Here is a 12984-nt window from a genome sequence, read left to right as displayed (position 1 = left end):
ACTAGTACACCAAAGCCAAGTTCCCGCAGTACAGGGCTTGTTGAGCCCATGCGTACGGCGTACATTCGTCGGCATCGGACACCACCGTACGCACGCACCGACGGGAAGCCCCTCCATGGACAACACCGACATCCTCGTCTCCGGCGGCGGCATCGCCGGGCCCGCCCTCGCCCACTGGCTGCGCCGCCACGGCTTCAACCCCACCGTCGTCGAGCGCGCCCCCGGCCCGCGCCCCGGCGGGCAGGCCGTCGACCTGCGCGGCGCCGCGCGCACCGTCGTCGAGCGGATGGGCCTGACGGAACGCGTCCGCGCGCTGTGCGTCGACCAGCGCGGCGTCGCCCTGGTCGACCGGCGAGGGCGCCGGACCGCCCGGATCCCCGTCGAGCTGTTCGAGGGCGAGGGCATCGTCTCCGAGGTCGAGATCCTGCGCGGCGACCTCGCCGACGTGCTCCGGGAGGCCACCGACGGCGTCGAGTACCTGTGGGACGACACCGTCACCGCACTCGCCGAGGACGCCCACGGCGTCACCGTCACCTTCGAGAACGCCCCCGCCCGCCGCTTCGCCCTGGTCGTCGGCGCGGACGGCCTGCACTCCGCCGTACGCCGCCTCGCCTTCGAAGCCCCCGACGGCCCCAGCAACAGCAACAGCAACGGCAACGGCGACGGCAGCCACTACCACCCGCTCGGCGGCTACCACGCCTGGTTCACCGTCCACGACCCCGCGCTCGCCCGCGACCTCGACAGCTGGTTCCTGATGTACAACGCCCCCGGCGGCCTGGTCGCCGGCGCCCGCCCGGGCCGGCTGCCCGGCGAGGTCAAGGCCTCCCTCGGCTTCCGCTCCGCCCCGCTGACGTACGACCGCCGCGACAGCGCCGCCCTCAAGCGCCTGCTCGCCGACCGCTTCGCCGGCGCCGGCTGGGAGGTGGACCGGCTGCTCGCCGGAATGCGCACCGCCGAGGACTTCGCCTTCGACTCCTTCGGCCAGATCCGCCTCGACCACTACAGCCGCGGCCGCGTCGTCCTGCTCGGCGACGCCGGCTACAGCCCCAGCCCCCTCACCGGCCTCGGCACCAGCCTCGCCCTCGTCGGCGCCTACCTGCTCGCCGGCGAACTCGCCGCCGACGACGGCGACTTCCGCACCGCCTTCGCCCGCTACGAGGAGCTGATGCGCCCCTACGTCGCCCGGGCCCAGGAACTGCCGCCCGGCGGCCTGAGCGGCTACGCCCCCGACAGCGCCCTCATGATCCGCCTGCGCGCCGCCTCCATGCGCTGGATGAGCCGCCGACCGCTGCGCAACCTGCTCGCCGCCCAGTTCACCAAGGCCGACGCCATCGACCTACCCGACTACCCGCTGCCGGCCCGCACCGCCGCGGCCTGAAACACCGGGGCCCGCACCGCCGCGGCCTGAAAGGACACCGGGCTTGCACGGGGGGCTTGCACGGGGGGGCTTGCACCTCACGCGACGTCAGGAGGAATGCTCGTGCCATGACCACCGAACAGACGTGGAAGGTCGGCCCCCTCGCCGAGGCCAGCGGCCTGACCGTACGCACCCTGCACCACTGGGACGGCATCGGCCTGCTCAGCCCCTCCCTGCGCACCTCCTCCGGCCACCGCGCCTACACCGAGCCGGACGTCGTCCGCCTCTACCAGATCCTCGCCCTGCGCCGCCTGGGCCTGGGCCTGGACACCATCGCCACCTGCCTGGACGCCGGCATCGACCCCGTCCGGCTGGTGGGCGAGCACCTGGCCGCCACCGAGGCCTCCCTCGCCGCCCTGCAGGCGCTGCGCGAACGCCTCGCCCACGTGCACACCGAACTCACCGCCGAACGCACCCCCGACACCGCCGACCTGCTGCGCCTGGTCCAGGCCGTCGGCGCCACCGGACCCACCGGCCCCGCCGCCCAGGAGGTCCTGCACCGCCACCTCGACGACGACCAGGTCCACGCCCTCGCCGACCACGCCGCCGCCCTCGGCCCCGCCGCCCACTACCTGCTGGAGGTCGAATGGCCCCAGCTCTACCGCAGCGCCGAGGCCCTGCGCACCGCCGGGGTCGAACCCACCGACCCCCGGGTCCGCCGCATCGCCGGGCGCCTCGACGAACTCTCCCGCCTCTTCAGCGGCGGCGACACCACCCTCGCGGCCGCCGTCCGCACCGCCTGGCGCGAGGAACCCGCCGCGATGTCCGGCGTCCCCGACGCCCCGGCCGACGCCTGGGCGCCGCTGCGCACCTACCTCGACCAGGCCCGCCGGAGCTCATGATGACCGCCACCCCGCCCGCCGACCCCACGCCCGCGGACCCCGCCGACCCCGCGCCCGCGGACCCCGCCGACCCCGCGCCCGCGGACCCCGCCGGCCCGGACCGGCTGCCCCACCACGTGCAGCTGCGCCTCCACCTGGCCGCCGCCCTGCCCGTCCTCTCCCCGGCCACCCTCGCCGCCACGGCCGGCCTCCTGCCCTGGCCGGCCCTGCCCGCCATCACCGCCGCACTGGTGGTCCGGGCCTGCCTGCTCACCCCGTGACCCCGGGCGGCCCCGGCCCGGCCCCACGGGGGTGGACCGGACCGGGCCCGCCCGGGGCCACCGCTGCCCTGCCCGCCCCGGGGACACCGGGGCGGGCAGGGCGGTGGGCGCCGGCGGAAGGCCGGGGCGCGCCGGGTTACTTCGTGTGCGGCTGGTTGAAGCGGAGCATGTTGCCCGAGGGGTCGCGGAAGGCGCAGTCGCGGACGCCGTAGGGCTGGTCCATGGGTTCCTGGAGGACTTCGGCGCCGGCGGCGCGGATGCGTTCGAAGGTGGCGTCGCAGTCGTCGGTGCGGAAGATGACGCCGCGCAGCAGGCCCTTGGCGAGGAGTTCGGCGGCGGCCTGGCGGTCGTCCTCGGAGGCGTGCGGGTCGGCCAGCGGGGGTTCCAGGACGATCTCGACGCCGGGCTGGTCGGGCGAGCCGACGGTGACCCAGCGCATGCCCTCGAAGCCGACGTCGTTGCGGACCTCGAAGCCGAGGACGTCGCGGTAGAAGGCGAGGGCCCGGTCGTGGTCGTCGACGGCGATGAAGCACTGGGCGAGTTCGATGCTCATGGCGTCACGCTACGGGAGAGGGCCCGTCCTTGGTCCCCGTACGCCGGACCGGGCGGGTGCGGATCTTGGCGACGCAGGCGGGGATCGCGGCGCCGTCGCCGTGGTCGCGGGCGCGGTAGGCGCTGGGGCTCTCGCCGACGAGTTCGGTGAAGCGGGTGCTGAAGGAGCCCAGCGAGGTACAGCCGACCGCCATGCACACCTCGGTGACGCTGAGGTCCCCGCGCCGCAGCAGTGCCTTGGCCCGTTCGATCCGGCGGGTCATGAGGTAGCTGTACGGGGTCTCGCCGTAGGCGGTGCGGAAGCTGCGCGAGAAGTGGCCGGAGGACATCAGCGCGGTGCGGGCGAGCGCGGGCACGTCGAGGGGCTGGTCGTAGTCGCGGTCCATCCGGTCGCGGGCCTGGCGCAGCCGGACGAGGTCGGCCAGGGGTACGCGGGTGGCGCGGCCGGCGGCGGGCGCGCGGCTCGTACCGGGCTCGCGGGGTTCGGGGGTGGACACACCAGCCACCGTACCCACCGCCGCCGACACTCCCCCGGCTTTCCCCGACACTCCCCCGGCTTTCCCCGGCTTTCCCCGGTCCGGCTGCGGGTTCCGCCGGCTTCCCCCGTCCGGCGCGGCCCGTTGGCGCCCGCGCCGCCGTGCCGCCCACCCTGGGGGGACGGCCGGGCGAGACGGACGACGGAGAGGGTGGCGGGGTGGAGAGCGACGGAACCGTCCCGCGCGCGCCCGGCAACCGGGCGGTGGTGCTGGGCGTGCTGGCCGCCACCGCCGTCGTGCTGCTCGGGCAGGCGGCCAGCGGCAGCAGCGCCCGGCTGGTGCTGCTGCTGGTGTTCCTGCCCGCGTTCCTGGCGGGCCGGGGCACGGTGGCGCAGACGGTGGCCGTCTCGGTGTGGGTGGCCGCGGTGGTGGGGGTGAGCACGGTGCTGTTCCCGCCGCCGGACCTGGAGGCGCGGGTGGGCACCCTGGTGGCGGTGGTCGGCGCGGAGGCCGCCGTGATCGGGCTGTGCGCGCGGCGGGTGCGGCGCGAGCGGGAGCTGTCGCGGATGCGCCAGAGCGCGGTGGCGCTGCAGCGCCAGTTGCTGCGTCCGCTGCCGGTGACCACGGCGGACGTGCGCCTGGACGGGCTGTACCGGCCGGTGGAGGAGGACGCCATGGTGGGCGGCGACCTGTACGACATCGCCGAGACCCCGCACGGCACCCGGGTGCTGGTGGGCGACGTGCAGGGCAAGGGCCTGCCCGCGATCGGTACGGGCTTCGCGGTGCTGAGCGCCTTCCGGGAGGCGGCCTTCCGCGAGGCGGAGCTGACCGCGGTCGCCGACGCCCTGGAGGCGGCGGTGGAGCGGCACAACGCGTACGTGGTGCAGAGCGGGGAGCAGGAACGTTTCGTCACCGCGACCGTCCTGGGCACGGCCCCGGACGGCGGCACGGCCCCGGACGGCGGCGGCGCGGGCGGTACGGCTGGGGTCAGAGCTGGCACCGAGCTGCAGGCCGTCAACTGCGGCCACCTCGCCCCCTACCTGCTGCGCGCCGACGGCCGGGTGGAGCCCGTCGCGCTGCCGACCGGGATCCCGCTGGGCCTGGCCTCGCTCGCGGAGCTGACCGGCGGGGCGCAGCCGCGTACGGTCCGGCGGGTCGTGGTGCCCGCCGACGGGGTGCTGGTGCTGCTCACCGACGGCATCACCGAGGCGCAGGACGCCTCCGGCACGTTCTACCCGGTCGAGCAGGGCCTGGCCGATCTCGCCGCCACCCCGGCCGAGGCCCTGCCCGGGGCCCTCGACCTGCGGGCCCGGCGCTGGAGCGGCGGGCGCAGCCGTGATGACGTCACGGTCCTGGCCCTGCGCGGTGCGGCCACGGCGTAGCGGCGCGGCCGGTCCGGCGGCCCGGCGGCGTAGCGGCAACGACGTGGCTTGAACCTGACACCCGTGTCAGCTCCTACCGTCCCGGTGTGACGAACACACCGGCGACGGAGGAGGAGACCATGGGCGAGCTGACCGGCAAGGTGGCGCTGGTGACCGGCGGCAGCCGCGGGATCGGCGCGGCGATCGCCAGGCGGCTGGCGGAGCGGGGCGCGGCGGTGGCGCTGACGTACGTGCGGGCGCAGGAGGAGGCCCGCGCCGTCGCGGAGCGGATCGAGGCGGACGGCGGGCGGGCCGTGGTCGTCCGGGCGGACCTGGCCCGGCCGGACGCGGCGGCGCGGGCGGTGGAGCAGACGGTGGCGCAGCTCGGCGGCCTGGACATCCTGGTGAACAACGCGGGCTTCCTCGCCTACGGGCCGTTGGAGGAGGTCACGGCCGAGGACCTGGACCGGGTGCTGGCGGTGGACGTCCGTTCGGTGTTCCTGGCCGCCCAGGCCGCCGCCCGGCACATGGGCGAGGGCGGGCGGATCATCAGCATCGGTTCGTGCTTCAGCGGGCGGGTGCCGGGCGCGAACTTCGTCCTGCAGGCCACGGCCAAGACCGCCCTGACCGGGATGACCAGGGCCCTGGCGCGCGAGCTCGGCCCGCGCGGCATCACCGCGACCGTCGTGGACCCGGGCCCGATCGACACCGACATGAACCCGGCCGACGGCGACAGCGCCGACTTCCAGCGCTCCCTCACCGCCCTGGGCCACTACGGCCGGGCCGAGGACGTCGCCGCCGCCGTCGCCTTCCTGGCCGGCCCCGGCGGGCGCTACGTCACCGGCACCGCCCTCGCCGTCGACGGCGGCTACACCGCCTGAGCCGGCCCGGCCGACCGGACCCCACAGGGGAGGGCCCGGTCGGCCGGAGCCGGGCGGGCACCCGGGGCACGGCAGCCGCACGGCTGCCGTGCCGAGCCCAGCCCCGGCCCCCGCCCCCGCCCCCTGCCCCGCCCGGGCCCGGCACCCGCCCCGCCTACCGCCCCGCTTCCGGGGCCGCCGCACGGCACGGCCGGGCAGCCGTCACCCCGTCCCCCGCATACGGGCCGTCAGGGCGTCCGGGGGCACCAGGGGGTCGGGGTAGTCGAGCGGCCCGTCCCACGTCCAGGGCTGGTGGACGGCCCGGCCGGGGAGGTGGGCGAGTTCGGGCAGCCAGCGGCGTACGTAGGTGCCGTCGGGGTCGTAGCGCTCGGCCTGGCGCAGGGGGTTGAGGACGCGGTTGGGGCGGGTGTCGTTGCCGGTGCCGGCGATCCACTGCCAGTTGAGCTGGTTGTTGGCGAGGTCGCCGTCGACGAGGAGGTGGAGGAAGTGGGCGGCGCCGGGGCGCCAGTCGTGGCGCAGGGTCTTGGTGAGGAAGGAGGCGGTGATCAGGCGGGCGCGGTTGTGCATCCAGCCTTCGTGGGCGAGTTGGCGCATGCCGGCGTCGACGATCGGGTAGCCGGTGCGGCCGTCGCGCCAGGCCTGCCGTTCCTGTTCGTCGTGGTGCCAGCGGGTGTCGCGGGGGCGGTAGTCGGTGTGGGCGGCGTCGGGGCGGGCGGCCAGGACCTGGTGGTGGAAGTCGCGCCAGGCGAGTTGGCGGACCAGGGCGTCGGCGCCGGGTCCGCCGTGTGCGGCGGCGTGCCGGGCGAGTTCGGTGGCGGACAGGCAGCCGAAGTGCAGGTAGGGCGAGAGGCGGGAGGTGGCGTCGGCGGCGAGGTCGTCGTGCAGGTGGTCGTAGTCGGCCGGGTTCCAGGCGCGCAGCCGTCGCCGGGCGGCGCGTTCGCCGCCGGGCGGCAGGCCCGGGGAGGTGCCGGCGGGGGCGGTGGGCAGCGGGTCGCCGTGCGGCTGGTCGGGGGTGGCGAGGGTGCGCGGGGCGGGCAGGACGGGGCGGTGCGGGGCCTGCTGCCAGGCGCGCAGGTAGGGGGTGAAGACGGCGTAGTGGTCGCGTCCGGCCGGGGTGAGGGTGCCGGCGGGGACGACGGTGAGGCCGTCGTGGAGGTGCAGCCGCTCCCCCAGGGCCCGGCGCAGGGCGGCTTCGCGGCGGGTGGCGAAGGCGGAGACGCCGGCGGCGGTGTGGACGGCGGTGGCGTCGCATTCGGCGGCGACGCGGGCGGTCTGTTCGGCGGGGTCGCCGTGTCGCAGGACCAGGCGGGAGCCGGCCGCGCGCAGGGCCCGGTCGAGGTCGGCGAGGCAGTCGGCGAGGAAGGCGCGCCGGTTGGGCGGGGCGAAGTCGGCCTTGTCGACGGCGGGGTCGAGGACGAACAGCGGCAGGACCCGGTCGGCGCCGGTGCGGGCGGCGTGCAGGGCGGGGTTGTCGTGCAGGCGCAGGTCCTGGGTGAACAGGACGACGGCGGTGCTCATCGGGGCCTCGTACGGTGTGTCTGGAAGGGCGGGCGGCGGGGCGGCAGGCGGGGGCGGGGGCGGCAAGGCGGCGGCAGGGCGGCAGGGGCGGTCGGGCGGACGGTTCCCCGGTGGTTCGGAGCGGTTCAGGAAACGGATTGGGGGCCCTGCGGCCGGTAGACGGTGAGCGCGGCGTGGGCCTTGGACAGTCGCAGGGTTCCGCGGGCGGGGACGGATTCGCCGTCGACGGCGATGCGGTCGGCGTCGCCGAGGGAGTCCAGGTGCAGGGCGCGCAGGTGGGCGGTGCGGTAGACCCGGGAGCGGTGCAGGGTGCCGGTCAGGAGGGCGGCGACCAGGCGGGTGCGGGCGAGGGGCGCGGCGCCGTCGACGACCCGGACGTCGAGCCGGCCGTCGGCCAGGGCGGCGCGGCGGGTGGGGGCGACGCCGGCCGGTTCGTAGACGCCGTTGCCGGCGAACAGCAGCCACAGCCGGTGGGTGCGGCCGTCGGCGTGGACGGTGACGGGTTCGGCCGTGGGCAGGAGGGTGGCGAGGGCGACGGCGAGGGCCGGCCACTTGCCGAGGCGCTTCTCCAACTTCTCGCGCTGGTGGACGAGTTCGGGGTAGATGCCGAGGCTGAAGGTGTTGACGAAGACTCGCTGTCCGGTGCCGTCGGTGGCCAGGGCGAGGTCGACGCCGACGGCGTTGCCGGACTCGACGGCCTCGGCGGTGTCCTGGTGGGTGGCGGTGCCGAGGTCGAGGGCGAAGTGGTTGAGGGTGCCGCCGGGGAAGACCGCCAGCGGCACGGCGCGTTCGACGGCGAGGGCGGCGGCCAGGTTGACGCTGCCGTCGCCGCCGCACACCCCGAGCGCGCCGCCGGCCCGGGCGGCTCGGTCGGCGGCCCCGGTCAGCAGTTCGGTCAGGTCGTCCCCGGGCCCGCACACCCGCACGTCCGCCTCGGGCAGCAGGGTGCGCAGCGTCTCGGCCGTGTCCTCGGGCCCGGGGGCGATCGGGGAGCCGTTGCCGGAGCCCGCGTTGACCACGACCGACAGTCCCCGTCCGCGCGGCAGGGCGGGGGCCGGGCGTCGGGCGGGGGCGGCCGGTGCCGGCGCGGTGGAGGAGCGAGGCCACCAGTGCAGGGTGGCGGCGGCCGCCGCCGCACCCAGGGCCGTGCCCGCCAGCACGTCGCCGGGGTAGTGCACGCCGGTGTGGACGCGGGAGAACGCCACCGCGGCGGCGAGCGGCGCGACGGCCGCGCCCAGCAGCGGGGACTCGATCGCCACACCGGTGGCGAAGGCGGCCGCGGAGGCGGAGTGACCGGACGGGAAGGAGGTGGTGACGGGCTGGCGCAGCAGCCGGCGCGCGTGCGGGACGGAGTCCAGCAGTGGGCGGGGGCGCCGGGTGGCGTGCTTGGCGACGGTGTTGGCGGTGGCGGAGGCGAGGGCGAGCGCGCCGAGGCCGCGCAGCGCGGCACGCCGCCCGGTGCGTCCGCCGACGGCGCCGAGGAGCGCGGCGGTGCCCGTCCACAGCAGGCCGTGGTCGGCGGCCCGGCTCAGGAGGCGCGGCCAGGAGCGGGTGCCGGGCAGCGGCGCGGCAGCGATCCGGTCGAACAGGGCGCGGTCGAGGGTGTCCAGCCGGGCTGCCACCGACCGGGCCGCCGCCAGGCGGGCCGCCGCCGGTCGATCCGCTGCCGGGCGGGCCGCTCCGACCCGTGACGCTCCGGCCCGTAACGCTCGGACCCGTGACGCTCCGACCCGCAACGCTCGGACCTGTGACGCTCCGTTGCGCTTCGTCCACATGTGCCCCACCCCTGTCCGCTCCGGCCCGGCCGCTTCGTCCCCCATTGCTCCGTCATTGCTCCGTCCGGCGAGCCTAGGACGGCACGGGCGCCGGCGCAGCAGGGCGGGTGACGGCGTGTCGCAGCACCGGGCGGCGGGCGCCGTGCCCCAGTGAGACCCGTCACCCCCGGCTGCGGGGCCCACCTGCGGCGATCTAGGGTGCTGGCATGATCCCCACACCGATGTCCGACCCGATGTCCGACCCGATATCCGACCCCGGCGAGGCCCTGCGGGTGCTGCTGGAGGGCAATGCCCGGTTCGTCGCGGGCAGTCCCGAGCACCCCAACCAGGACGCCGGGCGCCGCGCCGCGCTCGCCCCGGCGCAGCGGCCCTTCGCGGTGCTGTTCGGCTGCTCGGACTCCCGCCTGGCCGCCGAGATCATCTTCGACCAGGGCCTGGGCGACCTGTTCGTGGTGCGCACCGCCGGGCACGTCACCGGCGCGGAGGCGCTGGGCAGCATCGAGTACGGCGTGAGCGTGCTGGAGTGCCCGCTGGTGGTCGTGCTGGGGCACGACTCCTGCGGTGCGGTGGCGGCGGCGCTGGACTCCCTGGAGCAGGGGCAGCTGCCGGGCGGCTTCGTGCGGGACGTGGTGGAGCGGGTGACCCCGAGCGTGCTGTCCGCCAAGGCGGCGGGCATCGAGGACCGGGACGCGATCGTGGACGAGCACATCCGCCAGACCGTGGACCTGCTGGTGGAGCGTTCCCAGCTGCTCGCCTCCAAGGTCGCCGAGGGCTCGGTGGCCGTGGTGGGCCTGTCCTACCGGCTGCACGACGGCCAGGCCCGTCAGGTGGCCGCCCGCGGGCCGGTCGCCTGACGCGCTGCGGAGCGCCGTCCTCGGGACCTGTGTGACCGGCAGGGCCGGTGTGACCTGCGGGAACTGGATGTCCGATCACCGCCAGCGCCCCCGTACGGGCGGGGGCAGAGTCGGTGATCGACAACGGTTCCCCATCCCGAGGACGGCAATCCCGTGCACAAGGTCATCGACCTCAAGGTTCTGTACTTCGGCACCCCGGTGGTGCTGATCGGCTCGCGCAACGAGGACGGCAGCGCCAACCTCGCGCCGATCTCCTCGGCGTGGTGGCTGGGGCAGTCCTGCATGCTGGGCCTGGGCAACGCCTCCCAGACCTCCGCCAACCTGCGGCGCGAGGGCGAGTGCGTGCTCAACCTGCCCTCCTCGGCGCAGGTCGACGCCGTGGACGCCCTCGCGCTGCTGACGGCCAACCCGCACATCTCCGAGATGCGGCGGGAGCAGGGCTACCGCCACGAGCGGCGCAAGTTCGAGGCGGCCGGGATGACGGAGCTGGCGGGCGAACTGGTCCGGGCGCCGCGCGCCGCCGAGTGCCCGGTGCAGCTGGAGTGCCGGCTGGAGGCGGCGACGCCGCTGGCGGGAAACGAGCGGTGCACCGCCTTCGAGGTGAAGGTGGTGCGCGCCCACGTCGAGGAGCAGCTGATCGTGCCGGGCAGCGGCCACTACGTCGACCCGGTCGGCTGGGACCCGCTGATCATGAAGTTCTGCGAGTTCTTCGGCGACGGTCGGCGGCTGGCCCCCTCCCGCCTCGCCGAGGGCTGGCAGATGCCCGGCCGGCTGCCCGGTCGACTGCCCGGCCGGACGCCGGCCGCCACCGCCGTGTGACGGCCGCTCGGTCCCGTGCTGCCGCGCCGGGCACCGGGACCGCGCCGACGTCCGGGCAGCTTCCAAGGGGAAACGGTTCGCCCTCGGCCCCTCCGGCAGGGCTCCGGGAGTGTCACGCCGTTCTCGCGACGGCCTCGGGCCCCGGAGCCGACTCCCGACACCGGGGCCGGTCACGGGACGACGTCCGCCGAGGCAGCCGACACCCGATCGCCCCGGCCCCGACTGCCGGGCGCACCGCTCACGGCCTCACGGCCTCACGGCCTCACGGGGCGATGGTCTCCCCGCAGGAGTCGCACACCCGCGTTGCCGGCAGCTCCAGGAAGCAGGTCGGACAGATCGCCGGCGGGCGCGGCGCGGCCGCGGCGACGGTGGTGCTGGTCGCGGTGGCGGAGGAGGAGGTGGCCTTGCGCTGCACCGAGGCGCGCAGGCGCGGGGCCAGGGCGGGGGTGCCGCCGTCGGCGGGCAGGTCCGCGCCGAAGTGCCGGTAGCAGGCCAGACGGGCGGCGGCCGCGTGCTGCTCGCGGTCCATCTCGTCGGCCAGCGGCGGCTGCCCGGCGACCGCCAGCACCTCCTGGTAGCCGGCGCCGACCTTGCCGTCCGCCGCATTCACCACCAGGGAGGTCAGCGGCGGATCCCCGCGCCGGTGCGCCTCCAGGATCACCAGCGACAGCACCTTGCCGATCCAGTGCCGCTGGTTGACCCGGGTGCGCACGCCGGACGCCTCCTGGACCGCCTCGGCCAGCTCCGCGTAGGTGATCACCGCGTGGTAGCGGCTTGCCACCTCCACCAGGGCCGGGTAGGCGGCTCTGGTCCACACGATGTGCGCCTGGGTGGCGCCGACCACCACACCGTCCGACACCCGCCAGTAGCCGCGCTGCTGCTCCGCCATCCGACCGCCCCTGTCTGCCTCGTTCGTGCCCGCCTCGTCCGTGCCCGTCCGCAGGCCCACGCCGTGAGCGAGGCTACCCCGCGCCGGGGTGGCGCCGCCGCGCGGGGGCGGGCCGGGGACGGACTGCGGGGGCGGCCGGGGACGGCGGGGACGGGCGGCCCGGGGACGGGCTGCGCGAGGACCCCGCTTGACTTCAAGTCCTGTTGAAGTTGTCGAATGGCACCCGACCGCAGCTGTACGGGCACCGCGGTCGATGCCCCGCCCGTACGGAACCGTACCCGGGGCCGGGGCCGCCTTCATCCGATCGTGCCGCTGGCGGTCCCGGCCCCCGGGTCCACCCGCCGACGCGGCGCTCGCGACCCCGCGGGGGGCGGCCGCGCGACACACGCGCCTTGGCCCGTACGGTACTTGGCGGCCCGGCCCGCCTCCGCGACGCGCCCCGGTGCGCTACCGTGAGAGCGAACGGCCCCCGACCACTGCGACTGGTCGGGGGCCTTCACCTCGGACGGGACTGGCCCGGGACCGGAAACCCGGCGCCCCTTCGGGCCCCGCCCGGCGCCTCGGCAGGGCACCGGCCCTACTTCACCGCCGTGATCACCGTCCCGACCGCCGCCGCCAGGGCCGCGATGACCCCGGCATTGCGCCGCAGCCACCGCCCGACCTTCTCCGACGTCCGCGTTCGGACCGGCTCGTCGCCTTCCATCCCGGTCTCCTCTCACCTCCGCACGACACCCGGGCCGGACGACCCGGGCCAGGATTGCGGGAGGGGAGGCGCACCGCCACGGGGGCGACCGACAGCAATCTACCCCGATTCCTTGATCATCTGATAGTTCGTCAGATACCGGCTCAAGCGAATCCGCCCGCTCCACCCTCGCCCCCGGTCCCCCGCCCACCCCAGAAGTCGACCCGCCCGACTTCTCGCGCTCCCCACCCGAGCCCCAGCCACCCCAAAAGCCCCTGCACAACTCCGCTCCCCCGCGAAACCCCACCCAGAGGACTGCCCCACAGAAGTCGACCAGGCCGACTTCTGGTGCTCCCCCACCCGGGCATCAACCAGCACCACCGCCTGCACAGAAAGTCGACCCACTCGACTTCCCACGCAAGCACCCCCAGGCAGCCACCAGAAGTCGGCCCGCCCGACTTCCCATGCCAGCCACGTCGAACACCCGCAGACAGCTGCCCCCGGGAGCAGCAAGCCCGTACACACACAGCCACCCCAGCCACGGCACCAAAAGTCGACCCTGCCGACTTCCTGCGCGGGCTGCTTCCAATACCCACAGGCCACACCGAGCGCGCGCGAGGGCAGCCGCTCCCGACGACGGACCCCGCCCCAGGGGCGC

The 12984-nt window shown here is 76.0% G+C and carries 13 protein-coding genes; 7 read left to right on the top strand and 6 right to left on the bottom strand.

Features of this window, described 5'->3' with window-relative positions; all coding sequences use genetic code 11:
* Positions 1-115: 115 nt before the first annotated feature.
* From ABT048_RS02590 to ABT048_RS02580, 3 genes are all read left to right on the top strand, one after another.
* The gene (locus ABT048_RS02590) at positions 116-1378 is read left to right on the top strand and encodes an FAD-dependent monooxygenase (protein ID WP_350519459.1); all 1263 of its coding nucleotides are present in this window, start codon (positions 116-118) and stop codon (positions 1376-1378) included.
* A 107-nt stretch (positions 1379-1485) separates the two neighbouring features.
* Positions 1486-2259, top strand: coding sequence for a MerR family transcriptional regulator (locus tag ABT048_RS02585; protein ID WP_350519458.1), 774 nt, complete (start codon positions 1486-1488; stop codon positions 2257-2259).
* Positions 2259-2519: a hypothetical protein gene (locus ABT048_RS02580; RefSeq protein ID WP_350519457.1), complete on the top strand. Its 261-nt coding sequence runs from the start codon at positions 2259-2261 to the stop codon at positions 2517-2519. The genes ABT048_RS02585 and ABT048_RS02580 overlap by 1 nt, the downstream gene beginning before the upstream one ends.
* 136 nt (positions 2520-2655) lie before the next feature.
* Here ABT048_RS02580 and ABT048_RS02575 read toward each other — a convergent pair whose 3' ends face one another.
* Both ABT048_RS02575 and ABT048_RS02570 read right to left on the bottom strand, forming a co-directional pair.
* Positions 2656-3072 carry a VOC family protein gene (locus ABT048_RS02575; RefSeq protein ID WP_350519456.1) on the bottom strand — a complete coding sequence of 139 codons (417 nt, stop codon included), beginning with the start codon at positions 3070-3072 and terminating at the stop codon, positions 2656-2658.
* A gap of 4 nt (positions 3073-3076) precedes the next feature.
* Positions 3077-3457 (bottom strand): helix-turn-helix transcriptional regulator, encoded by a 381-nt coding sequence (locus tag ABT048_RS02570; protein ID WP_350519604.1) that lies wholly within the window; start codon positions 3455-3457, stop codon positions 3077-3079.
* A 308-nt stretch (positions 3458-3765) separates the two neighbouring features.
* Between ABT048_RS02570 and ABT048_RS02565 the strand changes: the two genes are divergently transcribed.
* Complete coding sequence (locus ABT048_RS02565) at positions 3766-4929, top strand: PP2C family protein-serine/threonine phosphatase (RefSeq protein ID WP_350519455.1); 1164 nt, start codon at positions 3766-3768, stop codon at positions 4927-4929.
* A 119-nt stretch (positions 4930-5048) separates the two neighbouring features.
* The gene (locus ABT048_RS02560) at positions 5049-5789 is read left to right on the top strand and encodes an SDR family NAD(P)-dependent oxidoreductase (protein ID WP_350519603.1); all 741 of its coding nucleotides are present in this window, start codon (positions 5049-5051) and stop codon (positions 5787-5789) included.
* Between the two features lie 201 nt (positions 5790-5990).
* Here ABT048_RS02560 and ABT048_RS02555 read toward each other — a convergent pair whose 3' ends face one another.
* Positions 5991-7307: a cryptochrome/photolyase family protein gene (locus tag ABT048_RS02555; protein WP_350519454.1), complete on the bottom strand. Its 1317-nt coding sequence runs from the start codon at positions 7305-7307 to the stop codon at positions 5991-5993.
* Positions 7308-7432: 125 nt separating this feature from the next.
* Entirely contained in the window at positions 7433-8929 is a 1497-nt protein-coding gene (locus ABT048_RS02550) for a bifunctional phosphatase PAP2/diacylglycerol kinase family protein (RefSeq protein WP_350519453.1), read from the bottom strand.
* A gap of 386 nt (positions 8930-9315) precedes the next feature.
* Between ABT048_RS02550 and ABT048_RS02545 the strand changes: the two genes are divergently transcribed.
* Positions 9316-9936 carry a carbonic anhydrase gene (locus ABT048_RS02545; RefSeq protein WP_350519602.1) on the top strand — a complete coding sequence of 207 codons (621 nt, stop codon included), beginning with the start codon at positions 9316-9318 and terminating at the stop codon, positions 9934-9936.
* A gap of 153 nt (positions 9937-10089) precedes the next feature.
* Positions 10090-10755 (top strand): flavin reductase family protein, encoded by a 666-nt coding sequence (locus ABT048_RS02540; RefSeq protein WP_350519452.1) that lies wholly within the window; start codon positions 10090-10092, stop codon positions 10753-10755.
* A gap of 262 nt (positions 10756-11017) precedes the next feature.
* Here the strand turns inward: ABT048_RS02540 and ABT048_RS02535 are convergent, their stop codons facing one another.
* A complete protein-coding gene (locus ABT048_RS02535) occupies positions 11018-11644 on the bottom strand; it encodes a hypothetical protein (protein WP_350519451.1) in 627 nt (208 codons plus the stop codon).
* A gap of 577 nt (positions 11645-12221) precedes the next feature.
* On the bottom strand, positions 12222-12347 hold the full coding sequence (locus ABT048_RS02530) for a hypothetical protein (RefSeq protein WP_350519450.1): 126 nt from the start codon (positions 12345-12347) through the stop codon (positions 12222-12224).
* Positions 12348-12984 lie beyond the last annotated feature (637 nt).

Origin of the sequence: Kitasatospora sp. NPDC096140 (assembly GCF_040303045.1) — a bacterium.
Lineage (GTDB): Bacteria > Actinomycetota > Actinomycetes > Streptomycetales > Streptomycetaceae > Kitasatospora.
Note: the sequence above shows the minus strand (reverse complement) of the source record. Positions and strands in the feature narration are given on the sequence as shown.

What these genes read in the sequence shown, in the direction of transcription:
- ABT048_RS02590 (WP_350519459.1), top strand. Translation starts at nt 116, where the DNA reads ATGGACAACACCGACATCCTCGTCTCCGGCGGCGGCATCGCCGGGCCC.
- ABT048_RS02585 (WP_350519458.1), top strand. Translation starts at nt 1,486, where the DNA reads ATGACCACCGAACAGACGTGGAAGGTCGGCCCCCTCGCCGAGGCCAGC.
- ABT048_RS02580 (WP_350519457.1), top strand. Translation starts at nt 2,259, where the DNA reads ATGACCGCCACCCCGCCCGCCGACCCCACGCCCGCGGACCCCGCCGAC.
- ABT048_RS02575 (WP_350519456.1), bottom strand. Translation starts at nt 3,072, where the DNA reads ATGAGCATCGAACTCGCCCAGTGCTTCATCGCCGTCGACGACCACGAC.
- ABT048_RS02570 (WP_350519604.1), bottom strand. Translation starts at nt 3,457, where the DNA reads ATGGACCGCGACTACGACCAGCCCCTCGACGTGCCCGCGCTCGCCCGC.
- ABT048_RS02560 (WP_350519603.1), top strand. Translation starts at nt 5,049, where the DNA reads ATGGGCGAGCTGACCGGCAAGGTGGCGCTGGTGACCGGCGGCAGCCGC.
- ABT048_RS02555 (WP_350519454.1), bottom strand. Translation starts at nt 7,307, where the DNA reads ATGAGCACCGCCGTCGTCCTGTTCACCCAGGACCTGCGCCTGCACGAC.
- ABT048_RS02545 (WP_350519602.1), top strand. Translation starts at nt 9,316, where the DNA reads ATGTCCGACCCGATATCCGACCCCGGCGAGGCCCTGCGGGTGCTGCTG.
- ABT048_RS02535 (WP_350519451.1), bottom strand. Translation starts at nt 11,644, where the DNA reads ATGGCGGAGCAGCAGCGCGGCTACTGGCGGGTGTCGGACGGTGTGGTG.
- ABT048_RS02530 (WP_350519450.1), bottom strand. Translation starts at nt 12,347, where the DNA reads ATGGAAGGCGACGAGCCGGTCCGAACGCGGACGTCGGAGAAGGTCGGG.